The sequence below is a fragment of the Aeromonas sp. R7-4 genome (assembly GCF_040908055.1).
Classification (GTDB): Bacteria; Pseudomonadota; Gammaproteobacteria; order Enterobacterales; family Aeromonadaceae; genus Aeromonas; species Aeromonas sanarellii.
The window spans coordinates 49,855-67,438 of the sequence record NZ_JBFODA010000041.1; the positions used below are offsets into that span (position 1 = coordinate 49,855).

The 17,584-nt window shown below is 64.8% G+C and carries 19 protein-coding genes; 13 read left to right on the top strand and 6 right to left on the bottom strand.

Annotation, left to right across the window (positions count from 1 at the left end; translation table 11 throughout):
- Positions 1–573 precede the first annotated feature (573 nt).
- The 3 genes from AB5Y72_RS11510 to AB5Y72_RS11520 all read left to right on the top strand — a co-directional run bounded on the left by AB5Y72_RS11510 (position 574) and on the right by AB5Y72_RS11520 (position 4,686).
- Positions 574–1,404 carry a DUF932 domain-containing protein gene (locus tag AB5Y72_RS11510; RefSeq protein ID WP_047337395.1) on the top strand — a complete coding sequence of 277 codons (831 nt, stop codon included), beginning with the start codon at positions 574–576 and terminating at the stop codon, positions 1,402–1,404.
- A 79-nt stretch (positions 1,405–1,483) separates the two neighbouring features.
- Positions 1,484–3,529 (top strand): ParB/RepB/Spo0J family partition protein, encoded by a 2,046-nt coding sequence (locus AB5Y72_RS11515; RefSeq protein WP_047337396.1) that lies wholly within the window; start codon positions 1,484–1,486, stop codon positions 3,527–3,529.
- A gap of 842 nt (positions 3,530–4,371) precedes the next feature.
- The gene (locus AB5Y72_RS11520) at positions 4,372–4,686 is read left to right on the top strand and encodes a DUF736 domain-containing protein (protein ID WP_047337397.1); all 315 of its coding nucleotides are present in this window, start codon (positions 4,372–4,374) and stop codon (positions 4,684–4,686) included.
- A gap of 71 nt (positions 4,687–4,757) precedes the next feature.
- On the opposite strand, the gene AB5Y72_RS11525 is transcribed toward AB5Y72_RS11520, so the two are convergent.
- The 3 genes from AB5Y72_RS11525 to AB5Y72_RS11535 are packed head-to-tail and all read right to left on the bottom strand — an operon-like array spanning position 4,758 to position 7,313.
- Positions 4,758–5,777, bottom strand: a complete 1,020-nt coding sequence (locus AB5Y72_RS11525) for a hypothetical protein (RefSeq protein WP_047337398.1) — start codon at positions 5,775–5,777, stop codon at positions 4,758–4,760.
- On the bottom strand, positions 5,774–7,027 hold the full coding sequence (locus tag AB5Y72_RS11530; RefSeq protein WP_047337409.1) for a hypothetical protein: 1,254 nt from the start codon (positions 7,025–7,027) through the stop codon (positions 5,774–5,776). The genes AB5Y72_RS11525 and AB5Y72_RS11530 overlap by 4 nt, the downstream gene beginning before the upstream one ends.
- Positions 7,020–7,313, bottom strand: a complete 294-nt coding sequence (locus AB5Y72_RS11535) for a helix-turn-helix domain-containing protein (protein ID WP_047337410.1) — start codon at positions 7,311–7,313, stop codon at positions 7,020–7,022. Before AB5Y72_RS11535 ends, AB5Y72_RS11530 begins: the two co-directional genes overlap by 8 nt.
- Before the next feature lie 317 nt (positions 7,314–7,630).
- Here AB5Y72_RS11535 and AB5Y72_RS11540 point away from each other — a divergent pair, with 317 nt between their 5' ends.
- From AB5Y72_RS11540 to AB5Y72_RS11585, 10 genes are all read left to right on the top strand, one after another.
- Complete coding sequence (locus AB5Y72_RS11540) at positions 7,631–7,981, top strand: DUF2958 domain-containing protein (RefSeq protein WP_047337399.1); 351 nt, start codon at positions 7,631–7,633, stop codon at positions 7,979–7,981.
- A 348-nt stretch (positions 7,982–8,329) separates the two neighbouring features.
- On the top strand, positions 8,330–9,100 hold the full coding sequence (locus AB5Y72_RS11545) for a DUF2285 domain-containing protein (RefSeq protein ID WP_047337400.1): 771 nt from the start codon (positions 8,330–8,332) through the stop codon (positions 9,098–9,100).
- 111 nt (positions 9,101–9,211) lie between these two features.
- On the top strand, positions 9,212–9,496 hold the full coding sequence (locus AB5Y72_RS11550; protein ID WP_011241663.1) for an AlpA family transcriptional regulator: 285 nt from the start codon (positions 9,212–9,214) through the stop codon (positions 9,494–9,496).
- Positions 9,497–9,522: 26 nt separating this feature from the next.
- Positions 9,523–10,368, top strand: coding sequence for a replication initiator protein A (locus AB5Y72_RS11555; RefSeq protein ID WP_113994982.1), 846 nt, complete (start codon positions 9,523–9,525; stop codon positions 10,366–10,368).
- Between the two features lie 253 nt (positions 10,369–10,621).
- The gene (gene parA / locus AB5Y72_RS11560; protein WP_047337402.1) at positions 10,622–11,260 is read left to right on the top strand and encodes a ParA family partition ATPase; all 639 of its coding nucleotides are present in this window, start codon (positions 10,622–10,624) and stop codon (positions 11,258–11,260) included.
- Entirely contained in the window at positions 11,257–11,520 is a 264-nt protein-coding gene (locus tag AB5Y72_RS11565; RefSeq protein WP_047337411.1) for a hypothetical protein, read from the top strand. Before parA ends, AB5Y72_RS11565 begins: the two co-directional genes overlap by 4 nt.
- Positions 11,517–12,074: a DUF2840 domain-containing protein gene (locus tag AB5Y72_RS11570; protein ID WP_047337403.1), complete on the top strand. Its 558-nt coding sequence runs from the start codon at positions 11,517–11,519 to the stop codon at positions 12,072–12,074. Before AB5Y72_RS11565 ends, AB5Y72_RS11570 begins: the two co-directional genes overlap by 4 nt.
- The gene (locus AB5Y72_RS11575; protein ID WP_047337404.1) at positions 12,071–12,670 is read left to right on the top strand and encodes a S26 family signal peptidase; all 600 of its coding nucleotides are present in this window, start codon (positions 12,071–12,073) and stop codon (positions 12,668–12,670) included. Before AB5Y72_RS11570 ends, AB5Y72_RS11575 begins: the two co-directional genes overlap by 4 nt.
- Complete coding sequence (locus tag AB5Y72_RS11580) at positions 12,667–13,122, top strand: hypothetical protein (protein WP_071567547.1); 456 nt, start codon at positions 12,667–12,669, stop codon at positions 13,120–13,122. The genes AB5Y72_RS11575 and AB5Y72_RS11580 overlap by 4 nt, the downstream gene beginning before the upstream one ends.
- A complete protein-coding gene (locus AB5Y72_RS11585) occupies positions 13,119–15,113 on the top strand; it encodes a relaxase/mobilization nuclease and DUF3363 domain-containing protein (protein WP_019396546.1) in 1,995 nt (664 codons plus the stop codon). The genes AB5Y72_RS11580 and AB5Y72_RS11585 overlap by 4 nt, the downstream gene beginning before the upstream one ends.
- Before the next feature lie 6 nt (positions 15,114–15,119).
- On the opposite strand, the gene AB5Y72_RS11590 is transcribed toward AB5Y72_RS11585, so the two are convergent.
- From AB5Y72_RS11590 to AB5Y72_RS11600, 3 genes are all read right to left on the bottom strand, one after another.
- Positions 15,120–15,386 carry a glutaredoxin family protein gene (locus tag AB5Y72_RS11590; RefSeq protein ID WP_008786730.1) on the bottom strand — a complete coding sequence of 89 codons (267 nt, stop codon included), beginning with the start codon at positions 15,384–15,386 and terminating at the stop codon, positions 15,120–15,122.
- A gap of 10 nt (positions 15,387–15,396) precedes the next feature.
- Complete coding sequence (locus tag AB5Y72_RS11595) at positions 15,397–16,095, bottom strand: DUF305 domain-containing protein (RefSeq protein WP_008786731.1); 699 nt, start codon at positions 16,093–16,095, stop codon at positions 15,397–15,399.
- A gap of 224 nt (positions 16,096–16,319) precedes the next feature.
- A complete protein-coding gene (locus AB5Y72_RS11600; protein ID WP_008786732.1) occupies positions 16,320–17,516 on the bottom strand; it encodes an MFS transporter in 1,197 nt (398 codons plus the stop codon).
- Positions 17,517–17,584: the final 68 nt, after the last annotated feature.

Here is a 17,584-nt window from a genome sequence, read left to right on the forward strand (position 1 = left end):
AGACGCTTTGCAGCGTATTTAACCAAGGCGGGCTTGTCGGTACCCGAGTCTTCGTCTATCGGCTGACTTTCAGGTACCTCATGCGATCCGGGCGTCCCCGGCCAGGAAACGGCCGGTCGCGCTGTCGTGCTGCGCATCGAGCCTCGCTGCACGAGTCTCGCCCCCTTCGGGCTTCCATCGCTGACGCCTCCGGCCCGGATTCCTCGATCCGGGCCTGCGCGCTTCGCTTTCGTGCGGTTCAGCACACGAGGGGGGCCGTTGCCATGTACAGCCGTCTTCCCTGACCTCATCACCTTGTCCGCGACTGTAGCCCGCGTCCGTGTGCCGTCAAGGCGCGCAGGGCCGTGTCCTCGGCTGCGCCTGCGGGCCGCACCAACCCTGCGCTTGTTTCCTTGACGGCTCCCGTCCGCGTGCTCCTGACCGTCGCGGGCGATGAACTCAGGAAAGACGGTGGCAACAGGGCCAACCGGGTTCCTCGTGCCGACCGCACAGAACAGCCGAAAGGCTGGGCTCCGAATCTAGGAATCCGGTGTGCGGTTTGAACAGCAAACCCTTTTCGTCAGGAGAAAGACCATGCAACTCGCATCCCGTTTTGCTTCCCGTTCGCCGTCGCTGCGCAGCGACTACCCGCTGACCGATGACCAGATTCACCGCGTGGCCCCGTCCATCTTCGCGGAGGCCCCGCACGAAAGCCGTTCGCAGCGGTACGCCTATATTCCCACCGCCGCCGTGCTGGCCGAACTGCGCAAAGAGGGTTTTCAGCCGTTCATGGCGTGCCAAACCCGCGTGCGCGACGAAGGCAAGCGCGAACACACCAAGCACATGCTGCGCTTGCGCCACGCCAGCCAGATCAACGGCGCGGAAGCCAATGAAATCATCCTGCTGAACTCGCACGACGGCACCAGCAGCTATCAGATGCTGGCCGGGATGTTCCGGTTCGTGTGCAGCAATGGCCTTGTGTGCGGCGACACCGTGGCGGATGTGCGCGTGCCGCACAAAGGCGACGTGGCCGGTTCCGTCATCGAAGGCGCTTACGAAGTCTTGCAGGGCTTCGAGCGGGTGAAGGAATCCCGCGATGCCATGCGCGCGATCACGCTGGATGAAGGCGAAGCCGAAGTGTTCGCCCGCGCCGCGCTGGCCCTCAAGTACGACCCCACCGGCAACAAGCCCGCGCCCATCACCGAATCGCAAATCCTGATGCCGCGCCGGTTCGACGACCGCCGCCCGGACTTGTGGAGCGTGTTCAATCGCACCCAAGAAAACCTGACCAAAGGCGGATTGCATGGCCGCAGCGCCAATGGTCGCCGCCAGAAAACCCGCCCGGTGCAGGGCATTGACTCCGATGTGCGCCTGAACCGCGCCCTCTGGATGCTGGCCGATGGCCTGCGCCAGTTGAAAGTCTGAATCCCCACGCGGCAGGGGCCGGCAGCAGCCCTTGCCGCTTCTTTCGCTGCTGCATTCCTCACCGCAAGGAGTTATCACCATGAACGCCATCCCCCAAAGCGAAGCCCGCGCCATCCAAGTCCCCGCGCTGGAAACTGTCGACCCGACCAAGAACCTGATTCTGGTTCCGCTGTCGCGGCTGGTGTCGCGCCCGACTGGTCGCAACGTGCGCAAGACCCCGCGCATGTCCATCCCCGAGCTGGCCGCGAGCATCCAACGTGTCGGCCTGCTGCAAAACCTCATCGTCACCGCGACCGCTGACGACGAACCTTATGAAGTCGTCGTCGGTGGCCGTCGTCTTGCCGCGTTGAAGCTGCTGGCGAAGAAGCACCGCATCAGCAAAGAATGGGAAGTGCCTTGCTTGCTGGTGGCCGATGGCACCGCCCGCACGGCCAGCCTCACCGAGAACGTGCAGCGCGAAGCCATGCACCCGGCAGACCAGTTTGAAGCCTTTGCCGCGCTGGTGGCCGAAGGCCGGCCCATCGAGGACATTGCAGCGGATTTCAGCGTTACGCCGTTGGTGGTGCAGCGCCGCTTGAAGCTGGCGAACGTATCGCCGCGTCTGATGGCCGACTATCGCGCCGATGCCGTCACGCTCGACCAGTTGATGGCCCTTGCCATCACCGACGATCACGCCGCGCAGGAAACCGCCTTCTACGATGCGCCGACGTGGCAGCGGCACCCGTCCCAATTGCGCGACCGCCTTACCGAGCGTGAGATTGACGCCTATCGGCATCCACTGGTTCGCTTTGTAGGGCTGGATGCCTACGAAGCTGCAGGCGGCGGCATCCGCCGCGACCTGTTCGCGGATGATGATGCAGGTGTGTATCTGACCGATGCCGCGCTACTGGAGAAGCTGGCGCAAGACAAGCTGGCCGGTATTGCCGCCGAGGTGAAGGCCGAAGGCTGGGCATGGGTGGATGCCACGCCGAGCGTGACCCATGCCGACTTGCACGCCTTCCAACGCGTCCCGAGGGAACGCCTTGCGGCGAACAAGCGCGAAGCTGCCCGCATCGAGAAGCTGCAAGCCAAGCTGCACGACCTGGCAGAAGCCGTGGATGCTGCGCTGGATGCCGACGACGAGGAAAAGGCCGGTGTCTTGCAGGAGAAAGGCGAAGCCTTGGGCGAACAGTTGCAGGCCATCGAGGACAGTTTGCAAGACTACAGCCCGAACGTGAAGGCCGCAGCCGGTGCCATCGTCACCATCGACCGCAGCGGCGAAGCCGTGATTCATCGCGGCCTGATGCGCGAAGCCGAAGCCAAGGCGCTGCGCACGCTGGAACGCTTTCGGCAGGGTTTCGGTGGCGCAGACGCTGAAAACGAGGATAAAGCCGAGGACGACGAGCAGCCCAAGGCCGCCGCCATGTCCGACCGGCTGGCACAGCGGTTGAGCGCCCACCGCACCGCCGTGCTGCAAATCGAAGTCGCCCGGCGTCCGCAAGTGGCGCTGGCTGCGCTGGTGCATGGCATGGTGCAGACCGTCTTGCAGAAAAGCCACTACGGCCACGACCTGCCATTGGGCGTGAGCCTGAAGGTGCAAGACCGACTGGAAGGCATGGCCCCGGACTGGCCAGAATCGCCCGCCGCCGTCGCGCTGCGCGAACTGCAACAGGTAGCAGGCGACGCCTTGCCGGAGGACAGTGCCGAACTGTTCGCCGTGCTGCTGGCGAAGTCGCAGGATGAACTGGTGCGGTTGCTGGCCGTGTGCGTGGCACCCACGGTAGACGTGGTGACGCTCCGCGCCACCACGCTGCAACCCGGCGCGGAACTAGCGCAGGCCGTGGGGCTGGACATAGCCGCATGGTGGAAGCCCACCAATGAGGGTTATTTCCGGCATGTGCCGAAAGCCGCGATTCTGGAAGCCGTGGGCGAGTTTGCACCGGAGCATGTGACCCGGCTGGCGAAGTTGAAGAAGGCCGACAGTGCCAGCGAAGCCGAACGGCTGGCCGATGGCACCGGCTGGATGCCCGCCATCTTCCGCACCGAAGGCCCGCAAGAGGTAATGCCGGAAGCAGGCACGGAGCAGGACGGTACGGGAGAAGCTGCCGCCGTGGCGGATGAACCGGCCGAGGCATTGGCCGCGTGACCCTGCACCGCAGATAGGCGCTCCGGTTCCGACCGGGGCGCTTCATGCTGTCGAAACGAAGGACTCCCCCCATTCGCACCAGCTCCAGGCCGTTCCGCCTTGGAGCTGGCGGTCAAGAATCCGGGCGCGGCGGTAGCCGCGCTCGGATTCAAGGCCCAAGCCAAAACGCCCCTTCGCCGCCTTCGGGCAGGCGGCGAAGGGGCCGCGCACAAGCAGCCTTGTGCGCGAGAAACCCAAGAAGCCGGCAAGTGCGCCGGCGCATCGCGCCGCCGGTGCTTAGACAGCGCCCCGCTGCAATGGGCGAGGCTTGTAGGGCTACGCTCAGGTTTGCTGCGGCAGGTTGTGCGAAAGCGTGCCGTCCCCGACGCTGGCAGTTCGCTGCCTGGTCGTCACGAAGGACGGTTCACCGACACGCCGCACGGCCATGCCTATGGAGCTTCCACGCCACGCCTCAAGCACGTTGCCGCCTGCGACGGCAGGCGCGTTCTCGCCCTTGTCCTTGGTGGTTGGCCTTGCCCGCGTCAGGGCGCAAGCCGGTGAAGCCGTCGCGCGGGGATGCCGAGTCGGCCATGTCTCCATTCGGGGGCGGTCGGCCTGTACGTCCTTGTCTTGTTGTGAATCCTGGCGGGGGCGCGGCTGCGCCTTGGGCTTGATGGTCGCAACCTTCCAGCGAAAACAATTTCCCCTGCGCTGCGCGCATTCCTCGCGGGACAAATTCTTTTCGCTTCCAGGCTCTCCGCTGCGCTTCGACCGCAAGCGGTGCGGCCAGCCCATCCCCCGCCGGACGGATCACAACAAGGACGCACTGGCGCGACCTTGTTCAACCCGAAAGGAGAAACATCATGGCTAACATCGGCACCTTCATCGCAGAGAAAGACGGCTTCACCGGCACGCTCCGCACCCTGACGCTCAACGTCAAGGTCAAGCTGGTTCCCAACGACAAGGGCGACACCGAGAACGCCCCCGACTTCCACCTTCAGGCGGCCGGCCACGAGATCGGCGCGGCGTGGAAGAAAACCAGCCAGGCCGACCGTCCGTACCTGTCGGTTTCACTCGATGACCCTTCGTTCCCCGCGACGGTCTATGCCCGCCTGATCGAGAACGAGGACGGCACGCACGACCTGATCTGGTCGCGTAGCAAACCCAAGGCAGCCTGACGGCCGCCTACCGCGCCCCGCCCATTGCGGCGGGGCGCGGCATCTCTCAGTTCCAATCGCTCGCCTGAGCGTTAGGCGAGCGCAATCTTCCGATCTACGCCGCAAAAATCAGCGATCACCCCAACCACCGCCTGCGCCTGTGAAGGCAGTGCGGATGGCGTGGGAGCTTGGGGAGAGAAGGCTGCGGACTCTAACGCAAGTGCCACATCGAACGCCGCTGACCCCGTTAGGTTTCTGGCGAAGAACTCGGCCAACAGATCGGCTTTGACGTTACTAGCCTGTTGCTGAAGTTCCTGTTGTAGCGTATCAGCGAGACCAGGTTGAGCCGCAACACCTTCCACTAGTGCTGCCGCCATGCGACCGACCTTCTCCGTGAAAGCCTGCCCTGATACGCCGTAGCGTATTCCACGCTCGATGATCTGACGGCGTTGCTCCTGATCCTCAGCAATGAATTCCCTGAGGATGAAGTCCATCGCGATCATGAAATGCGAGCATGAGGCATAGAAGAGTCTCCACGCCCGATTTCCGGAGGCGATCTGGGTCAATAAATATTCGATGTCTTCAAGCCAGGCGTTGCATCCGTCGAAGTTCAAGGAGTGAAGCAGGCGAGATTTGCTTTCCTCATACCTGCCACGCCAGTCACCACTCAATCGGCCTAGAGAGCCCGATTCAAGATCCGCAAGGAAATCTTCCTCGGTGATGCGCTCCTTGTGGCTGCGTGCGCTATTGGTTAATCGAGAAAGAAACTTGCCATCCAATACCCGGACATCGTGTTGGAGGCCAAACTCGCGAACATCCGGCCTAGAATCCGTTGTCGCGACAATGCACGAGTCAAGATCTAGAACTGACTGCAGGCCCTTTGCCCAAAAAATGCGTTCGAGAGCCTGCGGTGTCTTCTTGTTCTTGATGTCGACGCAGATGCGTTCTCTGCTGAGAGGCGAATTGCGCGCGTATAGCCACAGATCGACATCCGTCACATCGAATCGATGGAATGTAAACTTGATGCCTCTGGCAACATAGTAGCCAATGCTTAGGAAATAATTCCGCAGTGCTTCCTCGGCGACAGAGCCCTTTAGTGGTTGGCTTTTCATCGCTTGAGCCCGCCGGTTCGAATTTCTTGGAGCAGGTTGCGCGCCTTCAGTTTCACTGCCTCTGTGGCATTTTTCCGCTGCACCTCTCGATTCAATTCCGGCGCGATGTATTCAGTGATACGTGCACCAGGAATATGCGAAACGCTCTCGGCCGTTATGTCGCCATCTTCGATTACGGCGAGTGCAAGACGCCCCACTTCCGGCTTCAGGAGCCTCATGCTGAACATGCCGTTATCAGCAGGTGTCACGGCGACGACGCCTTTGAGCTCAAGGGCCTGATAGTCGCTTCCAATAGCGGTGGCGGGACCGACGCTATGGCCTGCGATCAGCTTATTCATGAGTGCCGAAACCATCTGGATACGGCCACGGTAATAGCTGCTGACGGTCATCCCGTAGGTGAGCGAGGCTACCAGCGCCTTGGCCAAATCCAACGCGTCGTCCGCAATGGAGTTGCTGAATTTGGAGAATGCAGCCGGACGGGTAACGAAGTAGCTCTTTCCCTGATCATTACCCACGACGCTGACATCGAATAGACCAATGGAGTGAAGGCGTGCGAAAAGATCCTGCCCGAGAATCCTGTTGACCGTCTCCAATGGTAGGCAGCCTGTTTCTTGAAGCTTCTGATTCACTTCTGTCAGAAGCGCAGCCTCGGGGGCTTTCAAGGTTGATAGAATTGCATTGACCTTCCGCGCATCATCGCGCCGGAACAGGTTGCCATTGAAAAGTAATTTCTCTTGAGCCGAGATCGGCTCAGAGTCAAAGAAGCCGATGTTGGTCGCAAGATCCAGCGTATCGCCGACTTCCTTGCGTGAAAGCTTCAAATTATCGGAAACGACCTCGGCGATAGCTTTGTCCGTCGTGGGCGTCTCGGAGGCAATCTCTGATACGAAGATTACGGCTTCTTCATGTGCCTCGTGGCTGCTTTCATCGAAAATTCTGGATGTGTGCTCGAGCACGCTATGTCCAGTCAAACCGAGGACTTCCACCCCCCCGCTGCCCGGCAGGATTAGCTTTTGTCGCGCGAGTTCGGCAACGATTGCAGGGAGTTCCGTTTTGGGGCTGATGTGGTTGGCACGTGCGAGGGCTTCTAGGCGTTGTTGCGTGACAACGCTTTGCCTTTCCGCGGAGATTGCGGACAACAACGTGCCACTTTTCCCAGCGAAGGCGATCGAGTCAAAATCTTGGTTCGTTGTTGCTTGAAGTTTTCTTGCGTGGTGCAGCAACCACGCGCCTTGGGTCTTCTTATCCATGAACATCCCGTTGCTTGATAGATAGCAGCTCTTGTTCTATTTGCTTAAGCACACGCCTTACCTTGTCCATGTCGTCGCCTGCATAGGCCAGAGTCAGCAACGTGAGCGGATGCACGTCCATGACCTTGCACAGTTCGGTCAGCTTGTGCATGGTCGGGCTTTTCAAGTCGCGCTCCAGCGAACTCATGTAGGTACGGCTGGACACGTCGGAGAACGCTTCCTGGCTCAAGCCGCGCGCCTTCCTGACTGTCCGTATCGCCGTCGCCAATGAGTGTTTCGCTGCCACCAACTTGGTTTCCCCTAGAAAACCAAGATGACAGCTCATTGCACCCAATAGGGCTACAATCTATAGTATTCATTCCTGCTGAGCAATCCGCCTCATGCTTTTACGGAAATCCGCAACTGCGGATTTAGCCGGAGCCAGAGAGTTACTTCCGTGCCTTTCCTGACCCTCACAATTGCGCTTCTGCGTTTCTGTGCATGTACGGATTCGATGGCTTGCGCCTTCGTGCTTTCCCGCCAAAGCACGCAGCCGCTTCAGCGGTTCCGCGCTTCGGTGGAAAAGCGTACCCGTGCATCTTCGGATGCGTGGGGATTCGGGGCATGACCCAGCCGCTCGTCACCGCTGAACAGCGGGCGCAACTGCTGGCCGTCGGCGCGGCACGCACCGCTGGCCGGAGCATCGACCCGATGCCGGCGGTGCGACTGTTCACCCCTGACGCGCACGCCACCTGGCTGCTAGCCGCGCTTGACCCGGACGACGGTGATACGGCCTGGGGACTGATCGACCTGGGTATCGGCCTGCCGACGTTGGGAACGGTGAAGCTATCCGATCTGGCATCCATCGTCGGGCCGAGCCAGCATCCGGTGATGCGTGATCTCTACTTTCTGGCAGAGCGCCCGCTGTCGGAGTACGTCCGACGGGCGCAGGAGAACGGCTCGATCACGGATTGAGCGGCCACGAAGACAGAGAAGGCCGAGCCAAGGCGAGCACATTGTGACTATTTCGGTCTTGGTCAAGACCGAATAGATCTTGCTCGGCTTTATTGCACGAAATCGGTGCGTGCCTGACCGAAACAGACATGATCTTTGGCGCGGGTTTCGGCACGGTGCCTGATGCTGACTCCGATTTTCTGGCGTTTCAGCCGTCGCATCGAGACGATTTTCGCAATGCTTCGGAGCCAATCGGTCTTGACACCTGCCACATCAGTTCACCCCGACCCGATGACAGCTTGATGGCGATTCGATAGCTCCGTACGGCGAAATCCGTGGCGACGTTCCTGCTACACGGGAGGTTGCGTCATGGCCGAAGCGAGCGCCGAGCATTGGTATCCCACCGCCGCCTATCTCTACACACTGCACCTCGACGGCCCGGCACTGGCCTGGGAGTACCTGCGACGGAATCCCGATTACCGCCGCGACTGGCTGCGCCGTCGTCGCCGGCCGGACGCGGCGCAGGCTTGGGGCCTGCGCCTGCTGGAAGATCCCGCCCTGGATGCGCGGGACGCGCATCCGGCCTGGTTCCCCGATCACGATGCCGTGGTGCAGCTTCTTCCCGATGCCGATCCACCGCCCGAAGCCGCTGTCTTCGAATTCTGGCGCGTGCCTGGCCGCAAGCAACTGATCCACGATGGCAAGCGCCTGGTGCTGGTGTCGCACTGGCCCGGCTGCTGCTTGCGGCTCGCACTTGCGCCCGGCCTGGAAGACGGCATGGCGTATCTCTACGCCACCCGTGCTTGCGCCGCGCCTTGCGCGCGCTATCGCACGCTGGCGGCCGAGCTGGATGCGCTGTCCGCCGCGACCGTGGCCGCGCCTGCGGCAGCGGCCCGCTCCCGGCCTACGCCGTCCGCGGTGCTGGAGCTACACAGCTTGCAGGCGCTCGACGCGACCCTGGCGGGCGCATCCTTACGCGAGGTGGCCGAAGGACTGTTCGGCACCGATATCGTCGTGGCCGATTGGCACAAGGACAGCGCCTTGCGCGCCCGCGTGCGCCGGCTGGTGCGGCGTGGCGAGGCGTTGATGCGCGGCGGCTATCGCAGCCTGGCGCAGCTTCCGCCAGTTGCATCGCAGTAAGGGGGACGTTTTGCAGTCCCTGCAATTCGTCCCTTAGCAGGAAGCCCGGATTTCTCGAAAGTGCCTCTATCCGGTCGCGTGGTGTGGCCGGGCTTGATGGAGGACCATCCCATGCGACCCGCTCCCTTGCGGCCTGCCGCCGCTGCTGTCGCTGCGCCCGCGCAGCCCCAACGCTACCTGACCAACGACGAAGCCGCCGACTACCTGCGCCTTTCGCCGCGCACGCTGGAAAAGCAGCGCGTGATCGGCGGCGGGCCGAAATTCCGCAAGTTCGGCCGCCGCGTCATGTACGCGGTGTCCGACCTCGACGCCTGGGCCGATGCGCGCAGCTACGCGGCTACGTCCGATCCCGAGTACGCCGAGCGCCACGCGGGCGACTACCGTGATGGTCGCTGACCTTCGGCGCGTGGATGGCCTTCGCCATGCCCAGCCCGCCAGGGCAAGCCTTGCCGCAGCGCGAACAACTCGACCTGTTCCGCGCGCTGCCGGGCGACATGGCGCCGCGCGACAGCCAGGACTTGATGGCCTTTCCGTTCTTTTCGCTCGCCAAGTCGCGGCGCACAACGCCGATCGACTTTCGCACTGGCGGTATCACCATCCGCGTGGAAGGCACGCAGGAGCATGGCATCGCCACGATCTGGGATGCCGACATCCTGATCTGGGCCGCCAGCCAGATCGTGGAAGCCCGCGATGCGGGCATACCGACCTCGCGGCTGATGCAGGTGCGCCCCTACGAGATCCTGCGCTTCATCGGGCGCGGTACGTCGCTGCGCGACTACCAGCGCCTGAAAGCGGCGCTCGACCGGCTGCAATCGACCACGGTGGCCACGTCCATCCGCGAAACCACGGGAAGGCGTTTGCACCGCTTCTCGTGGATCAACGAGTGGAAGGAACTGGCCGATGCCAGCGGCACGCCGCTGGGCATCGAACTGATCCTGCCGGACTGGTTCTATGCGGGCGTGGTGGACGCGGCCCTGGTGCTGACCATCGACCCGACGTATTTCCGGCTCACCGGTGGCATCGAACGCTGGCTGTACCGATTGGTGCGCAAGCATGGCGGGCGGCAAGAACACGGCTGGCAATTCGACTTTCAGCACCTGTACCGCAAGTCGGGCAGCGTAGCGCGCTTCTACGACTTCGCCGCCGATTTGCGCGCCCTGGTGGCGCGGCAATCGTTGCCCGGCTACGTCTTGGGCATCGAGCGGATGCCTGGCGAGAAAACCGAGCTGCTGACCTTCCGGCCCGTGCTGCCTACGGCACGGGGATAAGTGCGGGAAAACCTGTGGATTCACTCGTGCTATCAGGCAACAGGAGGCTCGTGCTATCAGGCAACACATCCTCGTGCTATCAGGCACAAAAATCGGCTGAAAACCCGCGCCATTGCTGGCTTTGCGCGCCCTCTAACATACCTAACAAGAAATACATAACTTTTAGTAGAAGCGCGCCGCTTCGGTGGACAACTGCGAAACGGCACCACGCGCAACAGCCAAAGCCCGGCTTTCCAACCCGGAGGGCCGCGCCATGATCGTCGCGCTGCTCAACCAGAAAGGCGGTGTCGGAAAGACCACGCTCGCCACGCACCTCGCGGGCGAACTCGCGCTGCGCGGCCAGCACGTCATCCTGCTGGATGCCGACCCGCAGGGTTCTTCGCTGGACTGGACGCAGCGCAGAAGCCAGCAGGGCTTGCCACGGCTGTTCAGCGTCGTGGGCCTCGCCCGCGAAACGCTGCATCAGGAAGCGCCGGAGCTGGCCCGCCGCGCCGATCACGTCATCATCGACGGCCCGCCGCGCATCGCCGCCTTGGCGCGCTCCGCGCTGCTGGCGGCCGAGCGCGTGCTGATCCCGGTGCAGCCCAGCCCCTACGACCTGTGGGCCAGCGCCGAGATGGTGGCGCTGATCCGCGAGGCGCAGGTGTTCCGGCCTGCACTGCGCGCGGCCTTCGTCATCAACCGGCGCGTCAGCACCACCATCATCGGCAGGGAAGCGCGGCAGTCGCTGGCCGAACAGCCGCTGCCGGCGCTGCGTAGCGAAGTACGTCAGCGCATCGTCTTCGCCGACAGCGTGGCCGCCGGCCGGCTCGCCCGCGAGACGGCACCCGACAGCGTCGCCACCCGCGAGATTGCCGCGCTCGCCGATGAACTGCTGCGGTGGCCGACATGAGCAGCCCGCGCAGCAAGCGCGTTGGCATCGGCGCACGTCCGCCCGCGAATCCGCACGCCGAGGCGTGGATTCGCCAGGGCGATGCCGGTGCGCTCAACAAGGGCGACCTCTACACCGCACGCCTGACGCTCGACGTGACGCCCGCGCTCCGCGCGCGCATCAAGATCGCCGCCTTTGGCCAGGGCGTGACCGTGGCCGAACTGCTGCGCGGCCTGCTGGAGCGCGAGTTTCCCGACAAGCGCCTGGAGAACCCGCCATGAACGCATCCGCCTTGCCTGCCGCTCACGCGGCGACGGCTGCACCGGCTGCTGCGCCGCCGCCTTCGCTTTCGGCACTCGCCGGCCAGGCCGGCAGCGTGCCGCTGACTCGCGTATCGCTCGCTTACATCGAACCGCGCTTCAAGCTCTACCTGCGCTTCGGTGAGCCGGCGCGCACGCTGCGGCTCGACCGCTGGCGGCGCTGCGCGGTGTTCCTGCCGCGAGCCATGTTCTGCCGCGTGCGCTGGGAGGCCAACGACTACGGCACGATCCGCTGGCAGCTCATGGTGATGCAAGCCGCCACGCCGCTGGACGACATGCAGCGCATCCCCGGCGTGCGGCCGGGCGCACGCCTGCTGCTGCACGCCGAAGGCGAGAACGCGGTGCGTTCCGTGCTGGAATGCATCGACGGCATCGACGCGCAAGGCATCGCCGCCATCGATGTGTCGCCCGCGTACTGGCGCACGCTGGGCAACCGTCTGGCGGCCCGTCTGCCGCTGCCCGAATACACCGCCGAGCGGTACGCCGCCTGGCTGGCCGGGAGGGCGCTGCCATGACGACCCAATCCACCACCGCGCGCACGCACGAAGCCGCGCCGCATCCTCGCTCGCGCCTGCGCGCTCGCATCGTGCTGGCGTGCTTCGCCGCCGTCGGCCTCGCTGCGCTGGCCTGGGCGGCTTTCGTGTCGCCGCTGCCGCGTCTGACCTACAACCCGTCCGACAGCGTGGCGGTCGGTTGGTATCGCATCGAGCCGTTCGACCCGCGCACCGCCTCGCTGCCACGTCCGTTGTCCGTGGACAGCATCGTGCTGGTGCCGCTGCCCGATAGGGCCGCCATGCTGGCTGCGCATCGCGGCTACCTGCCGATGCGCATGCCGCTGCTCAAACGTGTGGGCGCGGTCGCGCCGCAACACGTTTGCATCGTCGCCGGGCAGGTAAGCATCGACGGCGTGCCTGCGGCCGCCGCGCTGCCTGCCGACCGGCTGGGCCGGCCGCTGCCATCCTTGCAGCTTTGCCGCCGCCTCGAACCGGGCGAGCTGTTCCTGTTGAGCGTGACCAATCCGGCGTCGTTCGACAGCCGCTATTTCGGGCCGGTCAGTGCGTCCGCCGTGATCGGCGTCGCGCATCCGGTCTGGCTGGAGACAAGCCCATGATGGCCGCCGATTCGCAGCACGTTGCCGTGCCTCTCATCGTGCCATCGGGCAAGTCGTTCCGGCTGCTGCCGCCGTGTCGTCGCGCGTGCAGCGCGAGCGCATCCGCGCCGCGCTTCGCGCAACATCCGGCGCAGCCGTCCAACGTGCAGGCGTCTTACCTCGAACGCGCCCAGCCTGCGGCCATTGGCGCGTTCGCCGGCGCGCTGGCTGCTCGCGCAGCGGCGCCGCCGGGCCGCCGCTGCCCGGAGCGACAGCGAAGGGCAAAGGCGGAAGGCAAGACAAAAGGACGCGGCACCGGGCCGCGTCGAAAGCCAGTCTGCACATGGGGGTGGCGCGGCACGGAGCGGCTTTGCCGCCGTGCCGCGTTCGGCGCGAAGGTCGCGCCAATGCAGGCATGTCCGCGTGCTTCGCACGACAGGACACGCCAGAGCTTGCAGGGAGCGCAGCCATGACCGACCGCCGCGACGACGATTTCCGCGTGCGCCCCAGCGCCCCGAAGAACCGGGGCAAGGGCCAGGGGCAGAGCTTCGTTTCCAAGGTGCTCAAACAGGCGGGCAAAGCCAGCAGCGGCAAGTCCACGGTGCGCCGTCCGGCATCGGCGAGTGGCACCGGCCAGCGGCCCGGCTCGCGCCTGGGGCGCGGCCACACGGCAGCACGCTTCGCCGGGGCGAAGCTGACGCCTATGTCGCGGCGCGCGACCATCAAGACGCTGCTGGTGAACCACCAGCGGGCCAGCCCGCAGTCGCTCGCCAAGCACCTGCGCTACATCGAGCGCGACGGCGTGGGCCGCGACGGCGAGCCGGGCCAAGCCTACGGGCCGCAGACAGACGTGGCCGATCTCGACGCCTTCAAGGAACGCTGCGCCGACGACCGGCACCATTTCCGCTTCATCCTCTCGCCCGAGGATGGCGCGGAGCTGGAAGACCTGCGCACCTACACGCGGCACCTCATGGGCCGCATGGAGGCCGACCTGGGTACGGGCCTCGATTGGGTGGCCGTGAACCACTGGAACACCGACAACCCGCACACGCACATCGTCGTGCGCGGGCGCGACGACACCGGCAAAGACCTCATCATCGCGGGCGACTACATCGCCGATGGCTTCCGCTATCGCGCCGCCGAGCTGGCGACCGAATGGCTGGGGCCGCGCACCGAACTGGAGATCCAGCAGACCTTGCAGCGTGAGGTGGAGCAAGAGCGGTGGACGAGCCTGGATCGCACCCTCAAGCGTGAGATAGGCGAGGCCGGCGGCGATGGCCTGGTGCGCGTCGAAAGGTTCAACGCCCCCCGCTTGCAGCGCCAACGCCTGATGCTAATCGGCCGCCTGCAACACTTGCAGCGCCTGGGCCTGGCCGACGAGACGCAGCCCGGCACCTGGGCCATCCATGCCGATGCGGAAAAGACATTGCGCGCGCTGGGCGAGCGCGGCGACATCATCCGCACCGTGCAGCGGGCCATGCGCGGCGAGCCGCGCGAGCTGGCCGTGTTCGAGCCGGGGGACGATGGCCGAACCATCCTCGGCCGTGTGGCCGCGAAGGGGCTGGCCGACGAGCTGCGCGACCGGGGCTATCTGGTCATCGACGGGGTGGACGGCAAGGCCCATTACGTCGCGCTCAACGCCCGCGACGAGCTGGCGAACTACCCGAGCGGCGCCGTGGTGGAGGTGAAAGGCTCGGCCGACGTGCGCGCAGCCGACAAGAACATCGCCGCGCTGGCGAGCGATGGCCTGTACCGCACTGACCATCACCTGGCGATCGGGCAGGGCCGGGCCAAGGCCGGACGCGACCCGCAAGAAGTCGTCGCCGCCCACATCCGCCGGCTGGAGGCCCTGCGTCGGGCCGGCATTGTGGAGCGCGTTGCCGAAGGGCTATGGAAGGTGCCGGACGACCTGGCCGAGCGTGGCCGCCAGTACGACGCGCAGCGCCTGGGCGGCGTGGCCGTGGAGCTGAAATCGCACTTGCCCATCGAGCGGCAGGCCCGCGTGATCGGGGCCACGTGGCTCGACCAGCAGTTGATCGGCGGCGGCTCGGGCCTGGGCGACCTGGGCTTTGGTGGCGAGGCCAAACAGGCCATGCAACAGCGCGCCGACTTCCTGGCCGAACAGGGGCTGGCCGAGCGGCGCGGGCAGCGCGTGATCCTGGCGCGCAACCTGCTGGGCACACTGCGCAACCGGGAACTGGCACAGGCCGCGAAGGGCATTGCCGCTGAAACCGGCCTGGAGCATCGCCCGGTGGCCGACGGGCAGCGCGTGGCTGGCATCTACCGGCGCAGCGTCATGCTCGCCAGCGGGCGCTACGCGATGCTGGACGACGGCATGGGATTCAGCTTGGTGCCGTGGCGGCCGGTGATCGAGCAGCGGCTGGGGCAGCATATCGCCGCCGTGGTGCGCGGTGGCGGCGTATCTTGGGAGCTTGGACGGCAGCGCGGGCCAAGTATTTCTTGAGACCCTTCATCTACTTGTCGAACGGCCGAGCGCCTTCATCAGCCCCGGCTTCTGGCTCGCAAAGGTGCCATAGAAGACCTCATTACCGATGAGCGTGATCGGAGCCACGCGCACGCCGGTTCGTGACTTGGCTTCCGCAGAAATCTTCGGGTCGGTCAGGTCGCGTTCTTCAAACACGATGCTCTGCTGGGACAGCCACTCCTTCAGCACCCGACAGTCCGGGCAGGCTGGAGTGCTATAGATGATGATGCGCGGGGTGCTGGCTTGGTTCATGGTCGTGCCTTCACTTTCCCCGAGCGGCAAGCCAGCTCTTCATCATGGCGATCTCTCCTTCCTGCGCAGAGATAACCTCCTGAGCCAACTCGCGGACCTCCGGGTCCTTGCCGTACTGCAACGCCACCTTGGCCATGTCGATCGCGCCCTGGTGATGCGGGATCATGCCGCGCATAAAGTCCACATCGGCATCGCCGCTGAAGTCAATCATCATGTCGGCGTGCATGCGGTCATTGCCGGCACGGTAGGCGGTCGTCGAGGCGTCGCCCGAGCTGCCGGTCGCCGCCTGTTGGCCGCGTTCTCCAAGCCACTTATTCATCATGGCGATCTCGCCTTCCTGCGCAGAGATAACCTCCTCAGCCAACTTGCGGACCTCCGGGTCCTTGCCGTACTGCAACGCCACCTTGGCCATGTCGATCGCGCCCTGGTGGTGCGGGATCATGCCGCGCATGAAATCGACGTCGGCGTTGCCAGTGAACTGCGCTCCCATCCCCGCGTGCATCTGGTCGTTCACGGCGCGATACGCGGTCGTGGAAGGGCTGTCATTGGCCGAGGCGCTGGAGGGCATCGCGTGCCCTTGGTGATCTCCGCTCGCATTGGCCTGCATCACTTCACCCGACGGGACCACCTTCTTCTGAACGGCCATCAGGCCGATGGCGACCACGACGGCGCCCGCAATGAACAACAGGCTGAACTTGTTGACTCTCATGAAAAACTCCTTGAATGAGATTGATGGAGTCACTGTAGGGCTTCCCATTGTTGGAAGGTCAAGCCCCTCATTTCGCCGTTGATGCCGATGAAGACCCTCGGCGCAAGATCCAGTCCTTCACTTCCGCCGCCTACGACAACGCGCTGTCGAAGCTGCAGCGGTGGAAGCAGGTGATGTAGCGCCTGAGGCGACCGCTAGATGGAACACCTCCCGCATCGGCCCGATCAGCCCGGACCTAGCCGCACCGGCTTTCGCGCGGTCTGCCACAGCAGCGGCACCAAGATCAGCGCCAGGGCCGGGAAGATCATCCAGTTGACCGCCTGCCAGCCCGAGCTGTGCAGGATCGATCCCGCGAGGAACGACACGGCCGCCGTGGCGGCGAAGACGAAGAAATCGTTCATGCCCTGCGCCTTGCTGCGCTCGGCCGGGGTGTGGCAATCGGTGACCACCGCCGTCGCGCCGATGAAGCTGAAGTTCCAGCCGATGCCCAGCAGCGCCAGCGAGCCCCAGAAGTGGGACAGGCCGAGCCCGCCCAGGGCCACCACCCCGGAGGCGGCGAGCAGCACCATGCCCACGGCGGTCACGCGCTCCTTGCCGTAGCGCACCATCAGCCGCCCAGTGAAGAAGCTCGGCCCGAACATCGCCAGCAGGTGCCACTGGATGCCCAGGGCGGCGTTGTCCACCGAATGCCCGTGGTTGACCATCGCCACCGGCGCGGCGGTCATCACGAACGCCATCACCCCATAGGACACCACGCCCGCGGCCACGGCCAGCGCGTAGCGCGGCATCGCCAGGAGCTGCAGCACCGTGCGGCCGCTGTCGGCGGCGGCTTCGGCCGGGGTCTGGCGCGGCGTGCGCAGCATCAGCAAGATCGGCAGGGCGATCAGCGGCAGCAGCGCCTGGCTGAGGAAGCTGCCGACGTAGGGCGTGCCCGCTACCGCGTCGCGCGTGAAGATCACCAACTGCGGCCCGATGATGGCACCCGCGAGACCCCCCACCATCACCCAGGAAATCGCCTTGGCCTTGAGCGCGTCCTCGGCGGTGTCGGCGGCTGCGAAGCGGTAGCTCTGCACATACGCGCCGTAGAAGCCCGCCAGGAAGGTGCCGGCGCAGAAGATCCAGAACGAGGCCAGCATGATGCCCAGCGCGGCGATCAGGCCCGAGGCCACGCCGAAGCCGACCCCGACCACGTATCCGTTGCGGCGGCCATGGCGCCGCATGATGAACGCCGCAGGCAAGGTGCCGATGGCAAGACCCAGGCCGAACAGGCTCACGGGCAAGGTGATCCAGGCCGAGTCCTTGGCAAGCTGCTGGCCGACCAGCCCGCCCAGCGACATCACGATGGGCGCGCTGGCGCCACCGAGCGCCTGCGCGGCGGTGAGAACGCCGATGTTTCGGCGCGTGATGCTCTGGTCGGTCATGGGCGGTCTTTCTTGTTCGTTTGTCTGGCCGGAAATATTACACGCATGAATATATGTTCAGTTATCCG